The 18,939-nt window shown below is 65.1% G+C and carries 14 protein-coding genes; 4 read left to right on the forward strand and 10 right to left on the reverse strand.

What is annotated here, in order from left to right; all coding sequences use genetic code 11:
* Positions 1-100: 100 nt before the first annotated feature.
* The 3 genes from htpG (at position 101) to ECTHA_RS17795 (ending at position 5,236) form a co-directional block, all read left to right on the forward strand.
* Entirely contained in the window at positions 101-1,987 is a 1,887-nt protein-coding gene (htpG, locus tag ECTHA_RS0108995; RefSeq protein ID WP_025280711.1) for a molecular chaperone HtpG, read from the forward strand.
* A gap of 307 nt (positions 1,988-2,294) precedes the next feature.
* The gene (locus tag ECTHA_RS0109000) at positions 2,295-4,451 is read left to right on the forward strand and encodes an adenosylcobalamin-dependent ribonucleoside-diphosphate reductase (RefSeq protein WP_025280712.1); all 2,157 of its coding nucleotides are present in this window, start codon (positions 2,295-2,297) and stop codon (positions 4,449-4,451) included.
* A gap of 17 nt (positions 4,452-4,468) precedes the next feature.
* Positions 4,469-5,236 (forward strand): TSCPD domain-containing protein, encoded by a 768-nt coding sequence (locus ECTHA_RS17795; RefSeq protein ID WP_035369551.1) that lies wholly within the window; start codon positions 4,469-4,471, stop codon positions 5,234-5,236.
* On the opposite strand, the gene ECTHA_RS0109010 is transcribed toward ECTHA_RS17795, so the two are convergent.
* The 10 genes from ECTHA_RS0109010 to ECTHA_RS0109060 form a co-directional block, all read right to left on the reverse strand.
* Complete coding sequence (locus tag ECTHA_RS0109010) at positions 5,208-7,814, reverse strand: DUF2339 domain-containing protein (RefSeq protein ID WP_025280713.1); 2,607 nt, start codon at positions 7,812-7,814, stop codon at positions 5,208-5,210. The genes ECTHA_RS17795 and ECTHA_RS0109010 overlap by 29 nt on opposite strands.
* A 37-nt stretch (positions 7,815-7,851) precedes the next feature.
* Positions 7,852-8,877, reverse strand: a complete 1,026-nt coding sequence (glk, locus tag ECTHA_RS0109015; protein ID WP_025280714.1) for a glucokinase — start codon at positions 8,875-8,877, stop codon at positions 7,852-7,854.
* Between the two features lie 491 nt (positions 8,878-9,368).
* Positions 9,369-9,833 (reverse strand): REP-associated tyrosine transposase, encoded by a 465-nt coding sequence (locus ECTHA_RS0109020; protein ID WP_025280715.1) that lies wholly within the window; start codon positions 9,831-9,833, stop codon positions 9,369-9,371.
* A gap of 665 nt (positions 9,834-10,498) precedes the next feature.
* Entirely contained in the window at positions 10,499-11,623 is a 1,125-nt protein-coding gene (tal, locus tag ECTHA_RS0109030; protein ID WP_025280716.1) for a transaldolase, read from the reverse strand.
* 82 nt (positions 11,624-11,705) lie between these two features.
* Complete coding sequence (gene rsmA / locus ECTHA_RS0109035) at positions 11,706-12,509, reverse strand: 16S rRNA (adenine(1518)-N(6)/adenine(1519)-N(6))-dimethyltransferase RsmA (RefSeq protein WP_025280717.1); 804 nt, start codon at positions 12,507-12,509, stop codon at positions 11,706-11,708.
* Positions 12,510-12,523: 14 nt separating this feature from the next.
* Positions 12,524-12,853 carry a DUF4156 domain-containing protein gene (locus tag ECTHA_RS0109040; RefSeq protein ID WP_025280718.1) on the reverse strand — a complete coding sequence of 110 codons (330 nt, stop codon included), beginning with the start codon at positions 12,851-12,853 and terminating at the stop codon, positions 12,524-12,526.
* Between the two features lie 54 nt (positions 12,854-12,907).
* Positions 12,908-13,924: a 4-hydroxythreonine-4-phosphate dehydrogenase PdxA gene (gene pdxA, locus ECTHA_RS0109045; protein ID WP_025280719.1), complete on the reverse strand. Its 1,017-nt coding sequence runs from the start codon at positions 13,922-13,924 to the stop codon at positions 12,908-12,910.
* The gene (locus ECTHA_RS17800) at positions 13,924-15,291 is read right to left on the reverse strand and encodes a peptidylprolyl isomerase (protein ID WP_051582630.1); all 1,368 of its coding nucleotides are present in this window, start codon (positions 15,289-15,291) and stop codon (positions 13,924-13,926) included. The genes pdxA and ECTHA_RS17800 overlap by 1 nt, the downstream gene beginning before the upstream one ends.
* Positions 15,275-17,455, reverse strand: coding sequence for an LPS-assembly protein LptD (locus tag ECTHA_RS0109055; protein ID WP_238984815.1), 2,181 nt, complete (start codon positions 17,453-17,455; stop codon positions 15,275-15,277). Before ECTHA_RS0109055 ends, ECTHA_RS17800 begins: the two co-directional genes overlap by 17 nt.
* 76 nt (positions 17,456-17,531) lie before the next feature.
* Entirely contained in the window at positions 17,532-18,194 is a 663-nt protein-coding gene (locus ECTHA_RS0109060) for an adenylate kinase (RefSeq protein ID WP_025280722.1), read from the reverse strand.
* A 177-nt stretch (positions 18,195-18,371) separates the two neighbouring features.
* Between ECTHA_RS0109060 and ppa the strand changes: the two genes are divergently transcribed.
* Positions 18,372-18,905, forward strand: coding sequence for an inorganic diphosphatase (gene ppa, locus ECTHA_RS0109065; RefSeq protein ID WP_025280723.1), 534 nt, complete (start codon positions 18,372-18,374; stop codon positions 18,903-18,905).
* The last annotated feature ends 34 nt before the right edge of the window (positions 18,906-18,939 follow it).

Consider the following 18,939-nt stretch of genomic DNA (forward strand, 5'->3'; position numbering starts at 1 on the left):
CCACCCAGCCCCCTGAAATTCCCCTCACCCTCTTGAAATCCTACCCACTCACCCCCATACCACTCCGCGAGTCAATTCACCTATCAACAGCGGAGCCCCCATGAGCGTCGATACGCACAAGGAAACCCGACAGTTCCAGACCGAGGTCAGCCAACTGCTGCACCTGATGATCAACGCGCTGTACTCCAACAAGGAGATCTTCCTGCGCGAACTCATCTCCAACGCCGCCGATGCCTGCGACAAGCTGCGCTTCGAGGCCCTCTCCGACGATGCCCTGATGGAAGGCGAGGGCGAACTGGGCATCCAGGTGGAGTACGACAAGGACACCCGCACCGTGACCGTGCGCGACAACGGCATCGGCATGAGCCGGGATGACGTCATCAACAACATCGGCACCATCGCCCACTCCGGCACCCGGGAGTTCCTCAGCCGCCTCACCGGTGACCAGAAGAAGGATGCCCACCTCATCGGCCAGTTTGGCGTGGGCTTCTATTCCTCCTTCATCGTCGCCGACCGGGTGACCCTCACCACCCGCCGCGCCGGCATGGGCGCCGAGCACGGCGTGCGCTGGGAGTCCGACGGCAGCGGCGAGTTCACCGTGGAGACGGTGGAGAAGGCCGGGCGGGGCACCGAGGTGGTCCTGCACCTGAAGAAGGACGAGGACGAATTCCTGGATGAATTCCGCCTGCGCCACATCATCACCCGCTACTCCGACCACATCCCCCTGCCCATCGCCATGCGCAAGCGGGACGATGACGGCAAGGCCCTGGACGAGTGGGAGACGGTCAACCGGGCCTCGGCCCTGTGGACCCGCTCCAAATCGGACATCTCCGACGAGGAGTACAAGGAGTTCTACAAGCACGTGGCCCACGACTTCGAGGAGCCGCTCACCTGGACCCACAACCGGGTGGAAGGGCGCCAGGAATACACCTCGCTGCTGTACATCCCCAAGCGTGCCCCCTTCGACCTGTGGGACCGGGATCGCCGTCACGGCATCAAGCTCTACGTGCAGCGGGTGTTCATCATGGACGATGCCGAGCAGCTCATGCCCACCTATCTGCGCTTCGTGCGCGGGGTGGTGGACTCCAACGATCTGCCCCTGAACATTTCCCGGGAAATTCTGCAGAACAACCGCCTGATCGACGGTGTTCGCTCCGGTTCAGTGAAAAAGGTCCTGGGGCTGCTGGAAGACCTGGCGAAGAAGGATCCCGAGGAATATCAGACCTTCTGGGACGCCTTCGGCCGCGTGCTCAAGGAAGGCCCTGCAGAGGACTACGCCAACCGGGAGCAGATCGGTCGCCTGCTGCGCTTTGCCAGCACCCACACCGGCGAGGCCACCCAGAACGTCTCCCTGGCCGACTACATCGGCCGCATGAAGGAAGGGCAGGACACCATCTACTACATCACCGCCGACAGCCACACGGCGGCCCTGCACAGCCCGCACCTGGAGGTCTTCCGCAAGCGGGGCATCGAGGTGTTGCTACTCTCCGACCGGGTGGACGAGTGGCTGGTCTCGCACCTGCACGAGTTCGAGGGCAAGTCCCTCAAGTCCGTGGCCAAGGGCGACCTGGACCTGGGCGACACCGAGACGGAAGAGGAGAAAAAGGCCCAGCAGGAGGCCGAGGAGCAGGTCAAGGACCTGCTGCCGCGCATCCAGGAGGCCCTGGGCGAGCGGGTCAAGGAGGTGAAGTTCTCCCACCGCCTCACCGACTCCCCGGCCTGCATCGTGCTCTCCGAAGACGAGATGGCCCTGTACATGCAGCAGTTGCTCAAGCAGGCGGGTCAGAACCTGCCGGACACCAAACCGGTGCTGGAGGTGAACCCCACCCACCGTCTCATCCAGCGCATGGGCGAGGAGACCGACGAGGCCCGGTTCAAGGACTGGTCCAGCCTGCTGCTGGATCAGGCCGTACTGGCCGAGGGCGGGCAGCTGGAGGATCCGGCGGGCTTCGTGAAGCGCCTCAATACCCTCATCACCCACGGCTGATCCACGGTCAAACCCGTAGGAGATGGCCCCGATCGTCGGGGCCATCACTCACCCCTTCGCATCTTCCCTCCGGTCGCCGACCGTTCGTCGGATCAAAAAAAATTATCCGTCCCGACCGAACCCCTGGAACCCCGCGTCCCAGGCCCGTTTCGGCGTGCTTCGCCTCTCCCGCACCTCCCCCTGAGCCCCCTGTGAGCGCTTGAAATCCCTCCGCCAACTGCCTAAGCTTCGATCGCCTCACATCCATGATGTTGTGTTCTGGTTAATCATCAACCACAACAGATAGTAGAAAAAGGATCCCGCCACCATGAAATCCCAGTCCCGCCAGGCCCTTGCAACCGTCGTCTCAAGGGAGGTCCCCATGCAGCCCGCCTCCATGGATATCTGGGACAAGAAATACCGCCTCAAGACCCGCACCGGTGAGGATCTGGATCCCACCATCGACGACACCTGGAAGCGGGTCGCCCGCGCCCTGGCCGACGTGGAGGCCGAGCCGGGCCTGCGCGAGACCTGGTACGAGCGCTTCCTCTGGGCCCTGCGCCTGGGGGCCATCCCGGCCGGGCGCATCATCGCCAACGCCGGTGCCTGGGCACACAAGCCCGCCACCTCCACCATCAACTGCACCGTGTCCGGCTCCATCCACGACTCCATGGACGACATCCTGGAAAAGCTTCACGAGGCGGGCCTCACCCTCAAGGCCGGCAGCGGCATCGGCTACGATTTCTCCACCCTGCGCCCCCGGGGTGCCTATGTCTCCGGCGCGGGCGCCTACACCTCCGGCCCCCTGTCGTTCATGGAGATCTACGACAAGATGTGCTTCACCGTCTCCTCCGCCGGGGGGCGGCGTGGTGCCCAGATGGGCACCTTCGACATCGGCCATCCCGATGTGCAGGACTTCATCCGCGCCAAGCGCACCGATGGCTGCCTACGGCAGTTCAACCTGTCGCTGCTGATCACCGCCGACTTCATGGAAGCCGTGAAGAACGACGCCCAGTGGCCGCTGGCCTTCCCCCTGGGCCCCCAGGAGGCGGAACAGGACGGCATCGACCTGAACGATCCCGCCCAGGTCCTGTGGCGCGACTGGCCCGTGGACAACGACTACATCACCAATGACGAAGGCCTGGTGGCCTGCCGCATCTACAAGATGCTGCCGGCCCGCAACCTGTGGAACATGGTGATGACCTCCACCTACGACTACGCCGAGCCGGGCTTCGTGCTCATCGACAAGGTCAACGAGATGAACAACAACTGGTGGTGCGAGCAGATCCGCGCCACCAACCCCTGTGGCGAGCAACCCCTGCCGCCCTATGGCGCCTGCCTGCTGGGTTCCATCAACCTGACCCGTTTCGTGCAGGATCCCTTCACCGATCAGGCCCGCTTCGATATGGAGACCTTCCGCGAGGTGGTGGCCGTGTTCACCCGCATGCTGGACAACGTGGTGGAGATCAACGGCCTGCCGTTGCCGGAGCAGCGCGAGGAGATCTCCCGCAAGCGCCGCCACGGCATGGGCTATCTGGGGCTGGGCTCCGCCATCACCATGCTGGGCATGAAATACGGCGACGAGGGTTCCCTGGCCTTCACCGAAGAAGTCACCCGCGAGATGGCCCTGGCCGGCTGGCGCGCCGGACTGGAACTGGCCCGGGAGAAGGGGCCGGCCCCCATCATGGACGAGGAATTCCAGGTGACCCCGGCCATGCTGCGCCTGCGTCCGGAACTGGAGAAGGACGGCATCAAGGTGGGCGATACCCTCAAGGGCCGGGTGCTGCATGCCCGCTACAGCCGCTACATGCAGCGGGTGGCCCAGGCGGACCCCGAACTGGTGGAGGCCCTGGCCGAGGAGGGCTGCCGCTTCACCCACCACAGCTCCATCGCCCCCACGGGGACCATCTCCCTGTCCCTGGCCAACAACGCCAGCAACGGCATCGAGCCCTCGTTCGCCCATCACTACGCCCGCAACATCATCCGTTCGGGCCGCAAGACCAAGGAAAAGGTGGACGTGTTCTCCTACGAGCTGCTGGCCTACCGGGAATTGGTGAACGCGAAGGCCATGCCGTATTCCGAGGAGCCGGGCGCCCAGTTGCCTGAGTACTTCATCACCGCCGACGACATCACGCCCAAGTCCCATGTGGACGTGCAGGCAGCGGCGCAGAAATGGATCGACTCCTCCATCTCCAAGACCGCCAACGTGCCCACGGACTACCGCTTCGAGGACTTCAAGGACATCTACCGCTATGCCTATGAGCAGGGCCTGAAGGGCTGCACCACCTTCCGCTTCAACCCGGAGGCCTTCCAGGGCGTGCTGGTCAAGGAAAAGGACCTGGAAAACACCACCTACCGGTTCGTCCTGGAAGATGGCAGTGTGGTGCTGGCCAAGGGCAACGAGGAAGTGGAATACGACGGCGAGAGCCACAATGCCGCCAATCTCTACGAGGCCCTGAAGGAAGGGTACTACGGCAAATTCTGAATCAGGGGCACAGGTACATGACCATCAAGATTGACAAACCGATCGTGGATTTCGGAATCTGGCGGGAAGAATCCGCCGAGGAGAGCGCCGCTCAGGCCGGCGCCCCCACGGAATCGTCCGCTCCGCCGGCGGCGCCCAGTGCGCCCGCGCCGGCCCCCGCGCAGCCCGCCCAGGGCTCCGCCAAGGTGGTGCACATGCACGAGAAGCTGGAACGGCCCGAGATGCTGCTCGGGTCCACCTACAAGCTGAAGACGCCGCTGTCGGAGCACGCCCTGTACGTGACCATCAACGACGTGATCCTGAACCCGGGCACTGAACACGAGCTGCGCCGGCCCTTCGAGATCTTCATCAACTCCAAGAACATGGACCACTTCCAGTGGATCGTGGCCCTCACCCGGATCATCTCGGCGGTATTCCGCAAGGGCGGGGACGTGACCTTCCTGGTGGAGGAACTGCGTTCGGTGTTCGACCCCCGCGGCGGCTATTTCAAGAAGGGCGGCAAGTACATGCCCTCCCTGGTGGCCGAGATCGGCGACGCCATCGAGAGCCACATGCGCATGATCGGCCTGATCAAGGACGACGGCCTGGACGAACACCAGCGCCGCCTGGTGGAGGAAAAGCGCGCCCAGTACGAAGAAAGCGTGCACCAGGCCAGCGACGATCCCCAGGCCCGGGAAAGCTTCCCCCCCGGCGCCCAGCTCTGCGGCAAGTGCCACACCCAGGCCGTGGTCGTCATGGACAACTGCCTCACCTGCCTCAACTGCGGGGATAGCAAGTGCGGTTGAGCCATTGCCGGTGCAGCCAGGCCAGGGCCAGGAGTGACAGGCCCAGGCCCATGAACGAGGCCACGCGCCACAGGCCATCCAGTCCCGCCATGTCCATCAGGAACAGCTTGGCGATCACCAGCGTCAGCAGGGCCATGCCGGCCCGATAGACTCCCTGAAGGCGCCACAGGCTGCCGGCCAGCAGGCCGGCAGCCGCCATCACCAGCCAGACGGCCGAATAGGTATACAACTCGCCCGGACCCGTGGACAGCCACAGCGACACATCCCCCTGCCACAGATGGCGCACCTGCAGGCTCACGAACAGCCAGAACCCCACGCCGGCCACCGCCAAGGCCACGGGCCGTGCGTGCGGGGCATGCTTCCAGGCCACCCATAGGGCCATCAGTACCGGTGCCCCGTAAGCCAGCAAGAGCAGATTGGCGATGGGGCGGGCAGAGACCGCTTCGGTGCTCCAGAGGGGGTTGAGCACCGTCACTGCCAGGGCATAGCTGCCCGCCGCCAGGGCCAGCAAAACCCACGAGCATACCCGATAAAGCCCCGCCAGGGCCTCATCACGGCCCGCCCGATACCAGTACACCATCGCCAGCGTCGCCCACAGGGTGGTGTTGATGGCCGCCTCGGTGAGGCTGTAATGATCGATGAAGATATCGCCGTCATGTAGCCAGTAACGCACCTCCGCACCCAGGGTGAGCACCAGCAAATGCAGGGTGCCGGCCTCCAGCCAGCGCTGCAGGGACGGGCGGCTGCGGCTCTGCCAGGCGGCCAGGGCGCAGAACAGCGTGGCACCGCCGCCGGTCCAGAGCGACCAGTGCACATCCGGTGGGTAGTTGAGCACCCAGGGGTTGAGAGTCAGACGGGCCAGCACCAGCAGCAGGATCCCCTTGATGATGAACTCCAGCCAGGGCAGTGGGTAGCGTTTGCGCAGCCAGGCCAGGGTCAGCAGGGGCGCGGCCAGGGCCAGGGTGAGGCCGGCCTCCCGGAAGTACACGGCCGCCGACAGGGCGTAGGCCAGATGGCCCGCCAGCACGAACCACAGGGCAATGACATCGCCTGCCTGGCGTTGAAGACGCCGGGCAGCCACGGCGCCGTAGATCATGCCGGCGATCAACAGGGTCATGGCCCAGCCGGCGTGCGGGTCCATGCGGCTGACCAGCAGCCAGCCCAGGGCCACCCAGGCCAGTGGTGCGACCAGGGCCAGGGACATCCAGGCATGGGAAAAGCCGCGATGTTTCAGGTGTAGCAAGGCCAGGCCGGCGTAGAGCAGGCCCATGGCGCCGGCGAACTGCAGGAAGGGTATCTCCAGGTCGGATGCAAGCCCCCGTAGCTGGTACTGGTCGGCCAGCAGGTTGAGGGTCATGGCGCTGGCGAGCCAGGCCAGCCACTGTATGCCCAGGCTCAGCCAGGGCAGGGCCTGCAGTTCCGCACGCCGCCAGGCAGCCAGGGTGAGGATCACCACCAGGGGTGCCCACTGGACCAGTGCCTGGGTGTCGAACCCCTGGCGATGAATGGATGCCCCCCAGGCCAGGGTGATCAGCAGCAGCGTCAGGGCCTGCGGGCCCCATCGACGCCCCATCAGCGAGACATGCCCACCGACCATCCCCGCAGGGCGCGGGCGAGGCTTCCAAGGCAGCCATTGATGGCGCGGGATGGCGACCACGGCGTAGGCGAGGGCAGCCAGGTAAAGACCGCGTAACCCGTCTCCATCGGGGGTGGTCATGGATAACATCCACCAGCCCAGGGCTCCGGCGACGATCCCCCACCACAGCCAGGGGCGAAAGATCCTTCGCAGCAGCCAAAGCCCACTGGCGGTGATGATCAGGCTGTAGATCAGGGGGATGGCGATGTCACCACTGCCGTCGCTCACAAGCAGTGGCACCACGAAGGCGCCGAGCAAGCCGATGGCCGCCAGTATCGGGCCGTGGAGCAGCGCCTGCGCCATGGTCAGCAGAGAAACCAGGGCCAGCAAAGCAAAGACGATGCCCGGATCCAGCAGGGCATAGAGGTGGAGGGCGGCCAGCAGGGCACCATACAGGGTGATGCTGGCAGCGCCCGCCAGGGCGGCCAGGGATGGATCATGCCCCTTGCGTTGCCGCAGCCACTCGGCCAGCACGTGGAGTGCCAGACCCGTGACCAGGGCCAGGATCACCCGACCCCATGGGCCAAGAAGACCGGCATCGATGCTGTACTTGACCATGAAGATCCCGGCCAGGCTCACGCACAGACCACCGAGCCAGACCATCCAGTGGCTGAGCAGGTGTTGCAGCCAGGCGGGGCGCTTCCATGGGTGAGGCAGGTCCGGTGGATCCTTGGCGGGCTGATCCGGCAGACTGATGGGAATGTCGTCGGAAGGGGGGGAGGCTGCTACCGGGGTCCGGGTATCTTCCACGCGGGTGGGGGAGTCGGTGGCCGTGCCCCGGTAGGCTTCCCCGGCTTGCCGCTCCGAAGAGGCCAGTATCCGTTCAAGTTGAGCGATGCGGGACTTGAGTGCCCGCTGTTGGAACAGGATCCACCAGCCCAGCAAACCTCCGACCAGGGCCGCCAGCACCAACAGACCGAGCAGGATGGAGATGACCTGCATGCCGGCTAAGCGGTCACGACCCGAAAAGGGTAGGGGTTCATGAGCGCCAGGCCGCCCCGTCCAACCCTCGACACAGGCTGGCCGCATGGCGGGCAGCCCCCAGCAGGCCGGCGTCGGTATCGCCGATCACCTGAACCGGCATGCGTTCCAACAGGTGGGTCATGGGGGGCTTGCTGCGAAAGGCTTCGATGAAGCCACCCTCGCGCATCCGTGGCAGCAGCCGCGGGGCGATGCCGCCGGCGATGAAGACACCGCCGAAGGGCAAGCAGCCCAGCGCCAGATCGCCGGTCTGGCCGCCATAAACGGCCAGGAACAGGTCCATGGCCTCCACTGCCACGGGGTCGCTGCCCTCCAGGGCCAGTTGGGAAATCACCGGAGCGGGGTCGTCCCCTTCCAGGGCCTGACTCAGGGTCTGCCCCGGCGATTGGCCCTGGGCCACCAGAAAACCGGCCACGCGCCCCAGCCCCCGGCCACTCAGCAGGTGTTCACGACTGCAGCGCCCGTCCAGGTCCGTCACGTACTGCCACAGGCGGTCCTGGGCGGCATTGGCCGGTGCGAAGTCCGCATGTCCGCTCTCCGTAGGCAGAACCTGAAGGGGCTGCCCGGGCGGCACGATGCAGACTCCCAGGCCAGTCCCCGCTCCGACGACCAGACGTACCCCGTCGGGTTCGGCCCGCCCGGCCTGCAGGGTATGCAGTGCTTCGGCGGGCAGGTCGTCCAGGCTGTGGCCGATGCCTTCGAAATCATTGAGCAGGGCCACCCGGGGGATGCCAAGATCCTGTGCCAGTCGGGTCGACTCCAGTTCCCAGGGCAGGTTGGTGAGTCGCGCCCGTTCCACCCCCTGAGCGCGCGCCACCGGCCCGGCCAGGGCAAAGCAGGCGGCATCGATATTATCGCGGGGAAGCCCGGCGTCACTCAGGAAGGCCCTTACCATGGGGGCAAGGTCCGGGTAATCGGCGCTGGCATATCGCTCACGCGCCAGCGCTGTCAGCCGATCATCGGAAACATCAGCCAGCATCAGCAGCGTTTTGGTACCACCGATGTCGCCTGCCAGGATCTTCATGGCATCACCTGCCGGTAAAGGGCTCAGCACCCATGATGAAGGAACCTGCAGAAAGGGGACAGCCCCCTTTCACCTGCAGAGGGGGGGCGGGCCCTTGCGGGAGCGGGCCTTGCCCGCGAAGGCGGTGAGCACATGGCCTGTTCCGGGCGCTGCTGTCGCAGCGCATCGCCGGCAGGCCGGCTCCCACAGGTGGAGTTGATGGGGCTGGTTTTTTGCTGTGGGAGCGGGCCTTGCCCGCGAAGGCGGTGGGCAGATGGCCTGTTCCGGGCGCTGCTGTCGCAGCGCATCGCCGGCAGGCCGGCTCCTACAGGTGGAGTTTATGGGGTTGGCTCTTTTGTTGTGGGAGCGGGCCTTGCCCGCGAAGGCGGTGGGCAGATGGCCTGATCTGTTCGCTGCTGTCGCAGCACATCGCCGGCAAGGCCAGCGCCCATGCCCGATGCAGGTATGTGGCAACGGCCAGGCACCACCTTTCCCACTTGGCGTGTCCGGACTTATTCAGTCTCCAGCCAGCAGGCGTCCCATAGGGAATAGACCCTCACACTCTCCACAAGTCCTGCCCGTAAAGGGTTGGCTATCACATAGCGCGCCACTGCTATCACGTCGTCTTCCTTGCGCAAGGCGCGGTCATGAAAACCCTTTTGCCACAAAGGGCCAGATAATCCGCCGCCTGATCGCATCTGTCGGGTGGTGAGTGACTTGACCTTCTGGACCACCCTGGATAGGTCGGTATCGACTTCCAGTTGCATGAGCCAATGCGCATGATCCGGCATGACGACATAACACAGCGTCTTTGCCTGGTGGTGGACGCTCATCAATGAGCCCACGAAAGTACGACCGGCAGTGAGGGAGGTGAAATGCCGGTAACGTTGGTGGCATGTGAGGGTTACCAGGTAGAGTCGCCCTGGTTCACTGAAACGTCCGAGCCGCAGGCGATGACTGTTTGCCGTCCATGGCATGTCTTTCTCTCTTTGCAAGTCGGTGAAAGTGGGTGTCGTACCACGGAGGGTTAGTGTACATCAGTCAGCATGACCTAACTGCTGACGGGGCGGTCTCTTGTGGAATGGATTTTCTGTGAGAGGTGGCCCTATGCGGGAGCGGGCCTTGCCCGCGAAGGCCGGTGGTCAGATGGCCTGACCTGTTCGCTGCTGTCGCAGCGCATCGCCGGCAGGCCGGCTCCCACAGGTGGAGTTGATGGGGCTGGTTTTTTGCTGCGGGAGCGGGCCTTGCCCGCGAAGGCCGGTGGTCAGATGGCCTGACCTGTTCGCTGCTGTCGCAGCGCATCGCCGGCAGGCCGGCTCCCACAGGTGGAGTTGATGGGGCTGGCTTTTTTGCTGTGGGAGCGGGCCTTGCCCGCGAAGGCGGTGAGCACATGGCCTGTTCCGGGCGCTGCTGTCGCAGCGCATCGCCGGCAGGCCGGCTCCCACAGGTGGAGTTGATGGGGTTGGCTCTTTTGTTGTGGGAGCGGGCCTTGCCCGCGAAGGCGGTGGGCAGATGGCCTGATTTGGATGCTGTTGTCGCAGCACATCGCCGGCCAGGTCGGCTCCCACAGGGAGCCGGGGGGGGCTTGGGGGGAAAGGGGGCCGCTCCCTATTGCCGGGAGGAAGGTCCTGCCCTGGAGGAATCAGGCGGTCAGGCGGGCGCGCTTGTCTTCCAGGCCCTGCATCAGGTGATCGAAGGCCTTGGCGAAGGCTTCGATGCCTTCGCTTTCCAGGCGGTCGGTCACGCTTTCCAGGTCGATGCCCAGGTCGGGCAGGCCCTGGATCAGGGCGCGGGATTGCTCCAGGTCGGTGGCCAGGGTGGGCTCGGCGTGGCCATGGTCGCGGAAGGCATCGTAGGTGGCCGGGGGCAGGGTGTTTACCGTGTCCTTGCCGATCAGGGATTCCACATAGAGCACGTCGCTGTAGGTAGGGTTCTTGGTGCCGGTGCTGGCCCACAGCAGGCGCTGGGGACGGGCGCCGGCGGCCTTGAGGCGCTGCCAGCGCTCGCTTTGTGTGACTTCCAGGAAGTGGGCATAGGCCAGCTTGGCATTGGCAATGGCCAGGCGGCCCTGCATGTGCTCCACCGGCCGGCCCTCGCGGATGCGTTCCTCCAGCATGTCGTCCAGGGCGGTATCCACCCGACTCACGAAGAAGCTGGCCACCGAGGCCAGGCGATCCACCGCCAGGCCCTGTTCCATGCGCGCCTCCAGGCCCTTGAGATAGGCCTCCAGCACGGCCTCGTAACGGGCCACCGAGAACAGCAGGGTCACATTCACGCTCACGCCCCGGGCAGTGAGCTGCTCGATGGCGGCCAGCCCCGGCAGGGTGCCGGGCACCTTGATCATCAGGTTGGGACGATCCACCCGGGCGGCTAGGTCCAGGGCCTCGCGCACGGTGCCTTCAGTGTCGAAGGCCAGGTCCGGTGACACCTCCAGACTGACGAAGCCATCCTGGCCCCCGGTCCGGTCATGGGTGGCACGGAAGGCGTCGGCGGCGGCCTGGAGATCCTCGATGGCCAGACGGTAGAACAGGGCGGGGGTGCTGATGTCCGGATCTGCCGCCAGGGCCTGGCGGATGCCATCATCATAGAGATCGCTGCCGGTGATGGCCTTGTCGAAGATAGCCGGGTTGGAGGTGAGGCCGCCCAGGCCGTCCTCGCGAATCAGCCGGTCCAGTTCGCCGGATGCCATCAGGTCCTTGCGGATGTAGTCGTACCAGACGCTCTGGCCCAGGTCACGCAAACGCAGCAAAGGGTTCTGTTCGCCCATGTGATTCTGTCCTCGCCCACGGCGGAGAAAAGCGTTCAGTGTAACGTGTTAGTCGGGGCTGCCGCCAGCGGCCCGCCGGTCCTCAGGGTTGATCGGCAGGGGCGGCGCCAGCGGTCTCGGCCACGACATCGGCGATGCGCACGAAGGCCTCCACCGAGAGGGTCTCGGGCCGGTGCAAAGGGTCGATGCCGGCGGCCTCGATCTGCTCCACCAGGGCCAGCCCCTGCAGGGCGTTGCGCAGGGTCTTGCGGCGCCGGGTGAAGGCCTGCTGCACCAGCCGGGCAAACAGGCGTTCGTCCCTGGCCGGATGGGGCAGGGTCTCGTAGGGGGTGAGACGCACCACGGCGGAGTCCACCTTGGGTGGCGGGCGGAAGGCCCCGGGACCCACATGGAACAGGGGCTCGGCGCGGCAGCGATATTGCACCATGATGCCCAGGCGCCCATAGGCGGCGGTGCCAGGGCCGGCGGTGAGCCGCTCCACCACCTCCTTTTGCAGCAGAAAATGCATGTCGCGGATCTGCGCGGCCTGATCCAGCAGGTGAAAGATCAGCGGCGTGGAGATGTTGTACGGCAGGTTGCCCACCACCCGCAGGGGCCGGGGCCCCGGGATGCTGTCCAGGGCAAAGCGCAGGGCGTCGGCCTCATGCACGGTGATGGTGCCGGGTGGGCCCAGGGTGTGCAGGTGGGGGATCAGGTCCCGGTCCAGTTCCACCACGTGCAGGTGATCCAGGCGTTCCAGCAGGGGGCCGGTGATGGCCCCAAGGCCGGGACCGATCTCCACCAGGGTGTCATCACGGCGCGGGGCGATGGCCCCGACGATGCGCTGGATGACGCCGGGGTCGTGCAGGAAGTGCTGGCCGAAACGTTTGCGGGGGGCGTGATTCAAGAGGGGTTATCCGGTCATTGCAGGCAGCGGTAGACGTCGTAGGTGCGTCTGCCGTCGATGATCTCGCCGCGGGGCACCACGGTGTCGCCGCCCATGTCGGCGGCGGCATTGCGGGCGGCGTGTTCCAGTTCCTGCTCGATGCGCTCGGGCGGGCGCTTGAGGAAGCCGATGCGCTCGGCCATGGAGGCGGTGGTGCTGCCCAGACGCTCGCAGTCGGCCACCCGGTCGGCGGGAACCACCCGGGTTTCCTGGGCCTCGGGGGTGAGTTTCACGAAGGTGCAGCCGGTGGACAGCAAGGCGGCACCCACCAGGGTGAGGGCGATCAGGCGCGGGGCGCGGTTCATGGCTGGCTCCTTTGCATGGGGCAGGGTTTCAATGTCATGGGGCGGTTCGTTCCACTACGGCGCTGCGTTGCCGTGACGGGCGTGGACCATATGAATGGCGGTGGCCAGGGCCTCATGCAGGCTGCCCCCTTCGGCCTGGCCGGTACCGGCCAGGTCCAGCGCCGTGCCATGGTCCACCGAGGTGCGGATGATGGGCAGGCCCAGGGTGATGTTCACGGCGCCGCCGAAACCGGCATGCTTGAGCACTGGCAGACCCTGGTCATGATACATGGCCAGTACTGCATCGGCATGACGCAGGTGCCGCTGGGTGAACAGGGTGTCGGCGGGCAGGGGGCCGGTCAGGTCCATGCCTTCGCCACGCAGTCGCTCCAGCACCGGTGTGATCACACGGATTTCCTCATCCCCCAGGTGCCCGCCCTCGCCGGCATGGGGGTTGAGGCCACAGACCAGGATGCGCGGCGTCTCCAGGGGGAATTTGTTCCTGAGATCCGCATGCAGCACGCGCAGCACCATCTCCAGGCGCTCGGGGGTGATGGCCTGGGCCACTCGGGACAGGGGCAGGTGGGTGGTGACCAGGGCCACCCGCAGGGTGCCCGCGGTGAGCATCATCACGGGCATGGAGGCCCGGCAGCGCTCGGCCAGGAATTCGGTGTGGCCGGTGAAGGGGATGCCTGCCTCGTTGATGACGCCCTTGTGCACCGGTCCGGTGACCAGCGCATCAAACACTCCTTCAAGGCAGCCGTCTGCGGCCTGGGTGAGGGTGTCCAGCACGTATCGGGCGTTGGCCGGGTTCAGTGTGCCGGGGATCACTGGTTCGGCCACGGTGCAGCCTTTCCACAGATGCAGTTGCCCCGGTGCGTTGGCCTGGGGGGGCTGGTCAGGATCCAGCGGGGTGAGCGTGAGATGTATCCCCAATTGCTCGGCCCGATCCAGCAGAACCTGTGGGTCGCCCAGCACCACCCGCTGCGCAGAGCAGGGCTCCCGGCTGAGCATGGCCACCAGGTCGGGACCAATCCCGGCGGGCTCGCCGGGTGTGATGGCAATGCGGGGAATCGCCTGGGCCGGGCTCATCAGCGGGCCTGCTGGTTCAGGCCGCGATCCACCGCTGCAACATCATCCAGGCGCATCTCCACGTAGGATTCGTCCCGCAGGCGGCGCAGCCAGATCTCCAGTTCGTCATCCCGCTTGCGGTCGCGAATGATTTCCCGGGCCTGGGAACGCATCAACTCGCGGGAGCTGTCATGGCTGCGGCGGTCCTCCACCTGGAGGATGTGCCAGCCAAAGCGGGTGCGGAAAGGCTCACTCACCGAACCGGGCTCGGTGCGGCTCATCACCTGTTCGAACTGGGGCACCATGTCGCCAGGGTCGGTCCAGCCCAGGTCACCACCGCGCAGGGCACTGCCACGATCGTCGGAATGGGCCCGGGCCAGTTCCGCAAAATCGGCCCCATCCTCAATGCGGTTGCGCAGGGAGCGAATGCGATCGTGGGCCTCCCGGTCGCTGACCACTTCGCTTGGGGTGATCAGGATATGGCGTACCCGGGTTTGCTGGATCAGGCTGCGGCTGCCGGCACGCCGATCGGCCAGCTTGACGATATGAAATCCCGAGGGGGAGCGGATCACCTCGCTCACATCCCCCTCCCGCATGAGCACCACGTGCCGGGAGAACAGGGTGGGAACCTGATTGGCATTGCGCCAGCCCAGATCCCCGCCTTCCAGCGCCTGCTGTCCCTGGGATTCGCGTAGTGCCAGTTGGGTGAAGTCGGCGCCCTCGGCGGCCTCTTCGCGGATGCGTTCGGCCCGCTGCCGGGTCTCCCGAATCTGTTCCGGGGTGGCCCCCTCGGGCAGGGACACCAGCAGGTGCAGCAGGCGATATTCCACATCCCGGTCGATGGCGCCGCTTTCGCTGGCGATCAGGTCGTCGATCTCCTGTTCGCTCACCTGGATACGGCTGTCCACCTGTCGCCGGTGCAATTGGGCGATGGCCATTTCATCGCGGATCTGTTCCCTGAAGGCGCGAAAATCGATGCCATCGGCCACCAGCCGGTCGCGGAACTGGCCCAGGGTCATGCCGTTTTCCCGGGCGATGTTCTCGATGGCATTGTTCAGGCTGATGTCATCGATACGGATGCCGATGCGGCGTGCCTCCTGCAGTTGCAGACGCTCCAGTACAAGCCGGTCCAGCACCGGGCGAACCAGTGCGTTCGACGGTGGGGCCCGGCCGTCCCGGGCGGCCAGCTGGCGCTGGATGGTCTGGATGCGCTCGAACAATTCGCTGTGCATGATCACATCCTCTTCCGCGACGGCCACGATGCGGTCCAGAAGGCGGCCATCCTCGTCCAGAGGCACCACCCCGGGGTGGTTGTTGCCGCCCTGGGACAGGGCCACGCCCGGGAAGGCCATAAGCCCCATGAGCAGGATGCTAATAATCGTCTTCATAACCCAGTATGCCTTCACTCAGGAGTTCTCCCAGCCCGGTGCCCAGGCTGCCCAGACCCTTGAGGATCAGTTGAAAGTAGATGCCTTCATTGTATTCGCCCTGCACGCCATCGGTCAGATAACGCCGGGCCACCACCCGCGCACCCCAGCAGCAGCTGTTGTACTCCAGACCCGCCAGGATCTCCAGATCCCGATGGTCTTCCAGGCTGTAAGCCCATCGCCCTACCGCATCCCAACGCTTGGACAGGGGCCAGGCGAAGGAGAGATCGGTCTGTTCCAGGCGATCCTCCTGGAACCGATAGCCCAGGTTGGCCACTCGATTGCCGTCCTGCCGGTATTGCAGTTGAGCGGTGCGGCGCTCGGTTTGTTCCCGATGCGGGTCCCATTGGGTCGTGCCACGCACATTCCAGTAGCGATCCGGCCGCCAGGCGGCCTCGGCCACGATGGAGGAACTGTCCTGGGTGCGGGGGGTATCCTCCGGTCGCAGCCGCACGCGCTGGTCGTCGAAATACTGGATCTGCCCCAGGCTTACACGGAAACGTTCGGTACCGCTGCTCGCATCCACCACCCGGCTGGTGAGGGCGGTAGTGAGTTGGTTGGCGTTGGCTACCCGGTCCGGGCCGCTGAAGCTTTCGTCGCGGAACAGCTGGTCAAAGCTGAAACCGTATTCGGAGGTATCGAACCGGGGGATATCATCCTGGTCCCGGTAAGGGGTGTAGCGGTAGAACACCCGGGGCTCCAGGGTCTGGAAGCGGTCCCCTTGCAGGGGGCGATCGAAGAACAGCCCCCCGTCCACGCTGGCGATGGGCACGTCCCGCTGTAACTGACTGTCGGCACCGGACGGTTGTCCCTCCAGGTCGTAGTGGGTGAGACGATACCGCACGCGGGGTGTCAGAAACCAGGCCGCGCCCTGCAGGGGCAGGCTGGCCTCGGGCATGATGTCGGTGCGCTGCCCGGTCACACTGTCGCGCCGGTCAAAGCTCACCCATTCCGCACGCATGCCCAGGTCGATGCCATGGGTGGCCCGCGGCCAATCTCCACGGTAAAGCAGTTGTGGCAGGCGTTTATAGGGCCGGTCCGGGCCGACAATGTTGTCGTCCACGGTCTGGTAGTCCTCTACTCGAGCCAGCAGATTCCAGTTGCTGGCCTGGTAGCTCAGGTCGGCGCGCCGCTCCAGGTGCGTGGTGCTGGTGTCATCCAGGGAACTGCCGAAATCCGACAGGTAATCCGCATCGGATACATCCGTGCCCCGGGTGTGCAGACGCAGCCGGGAGGTGGGACGCCATTCCTGATCCCAGGTGAACCAGCTGCGGTCATCCCCGTACACTTCGTCATCCTGAAGGTATTCCAGATCGAAGCGCCCCACGGAGCTACCCGACATGTGTCGATACTGGCTGCCCAGCATGATGCCTCGACGGCCCAGGTAACGCGGGGCCAGGATGGCGTCCCGGTTGGGGGCCAGGTTGAAGTAGTAGGGAATCTCCACGTCCAGGCCGGTGGAATCGGCATTGCCGATGCTGGGCAGCAGCAATCCCGTCTGGCGCCGGTCGTCGATGGGGAAGTTGATCCAGGGGGTGTACAGCAGCGGCACCCGATGAAAGCGCAGCAGCACATTACGGGCCGTGCCCCGGCCGCTATCCTGGTTCAGGTCAACCCGGCTGGCGGTGAGCTGCCAGTCCTGGCGGCCCGGGTCGCAGGTGGTGTAGCTGGCGTCGCTGAGCCGGAACCGGTCGGGTCCGCGTGGTTCGATGGCGCTCGCCTTGCCCCGGGCGTGCCGGGGCCGGAAGAAGTATTCCACCTCCTTGAAGCGTCCTTCCTCGGAATCCAGATAGAGGTGGCCGGCGCTGCTTTCGAAGCTCAGGCCGGCCTTGTCGTCAAAGGTGACGTTGCCCATGGCCTCCAGGTAATTACGGGCGTGTTCGTACTCGAAGCGATCGGCGGTGAAGATGCGCGTGCCCTCGAAGACCTCCACGTTCCCCTCCAGTCTTGAGATGCCGTCACGGTCAAGGAAGGCCCGATCGGCCTCGAAGCGCAGTCGACCGTCATCGGCGTGGGAGATCTCTGGGGCAGGGGGGAGGTAATCGCACAGGGCCCATTCATCCGCCAGGGCGGGCGTGAAGGCGACACTGGCACACAATATCAAGGAGGGGGCGTGTCGGTACACGATGGCGAGTCCGATCAGCGGGAGTGAAATCCGGCGCCGTTCCCTCGGCACCGGCAAAGTCCGGGTCTCAGGGCCTTCAGGCCTTCGGGCCACCCACGGACTCGAGCACCTTGGAGACCTCCTTGAAGATGTCCTCGATCTCGCCCTCACCCTTCACGGTGTGCAGCAGGCTCTTGTCTCCGTAGTATTGCACCAGGGGCTCGGTCTGGGCCTGATAGACCTTCAGGCGGCTGCCGATGGTCTCTTCGTTGTCATCTGAGCGATGCTTGAGTTCACCGCCGCACAGATCGCAGACGCCTTCCTGGCGGGGGGGGTGAGTGTAGCTGTTGAACACGGCACCGCAGGAGGCGCAGGTGAGGCGACCGGTGAGGCGCTGCATCAGGCTCTCGAAGTCCACGTGGATGAGTACGGCGGCATCCAGGGGCTGGCCCAGGTCGCTGAGCATGTCGTCCAGGCTGCCGGCCTGGTTGAGGTTGCGAGGGAAGCCGTCCAGGATGTACCCGCGCTGGGTGTCCGGCATGGCCAGCCGCTCGCGGATCATGCCCAGTACCACGTCGTCTGTGACCAGTTCGCCAGCGTCCATGGCGGCCTTCGCCTGCTGACCCAGAGGTGTGCCTGCGGATACCGCGGCGCGCAGCAGGTCGCCGGTGGAGATCTGCGGGACCTTGTAACGTTCCATGATCAGTTTGGACTGGGTTCCCTTGCCGGAACCGGGAGCCCCCAACAGGACGATACGCATGGTATTTCCCCTTTAGCTTAGAGCTTGTTTTAAGCGATTTATTCAAGACAATAGGCCGAGACTTATACCTGCTCCAGCTATTGGGGCGCAACCACCCCCACTGGATTCATGCTTTCCGCAGCGCGTCATGCCGTTATAATGCCGCGTCGGTTTACAACCCATCTGGAGTGAAGACACATGAATATAGACAATATTCCCGCTGGCAAGGACCTGCCCAATGATGTGAACGTGATCATCGAGATCCCGGCCCAGGCCTCGCCCGTCAAATATGAAGTGGACAAGGACAGCGGCGCCCTGGTGGTGGATCGCTTCATGGCCACGCCCATGTTCTATCCTTGCAACTATGGCTTCATCCCCCACACCCTGTCCGATGACGGCGACCCGGTGGACGTGCTGGTCCTGACCCCGCATCCGCTCCTGAGCGGCAGCGTGATCCGTTCCCGCCCAGTGGGCATGCTCAAGATGACGGACGAGGCGGGTGAAGATGCCAAGCTGCTGGCGGTGCCCGTGTCCAAGCTCTATCCTGAGTACGATCGCATTCAGGGGCCAGACGATGTGTCGCCCTTGCTGCTGGACCAGATCAAGCACTTCTTCGAGCACTATAAGGAACTGGAACCCAACAAATGGGTCAAGGTGGAAGGCTGGGAAGGCGTCGATGCCGCTCGCGCGGAGATCGAATCCTCCGTCAAGCGCTTCCAGCAAAAGGGCTGATTTGAACGGTTCCGTGGGGTGTGGCGTCCTGTGA

Source organism: Ectothiorhodospira haloalkaliphila ATCC 51935, from assembly GCF_000633935.1.
GTDB lineage: Bacteria > Pseudomonadota > Gammaproteobacteria > Ectothiorhodospirales > Ectothiorhodospiraceae > Ectothiorhodospira > Ectothiorhodospira haloalkaliphila.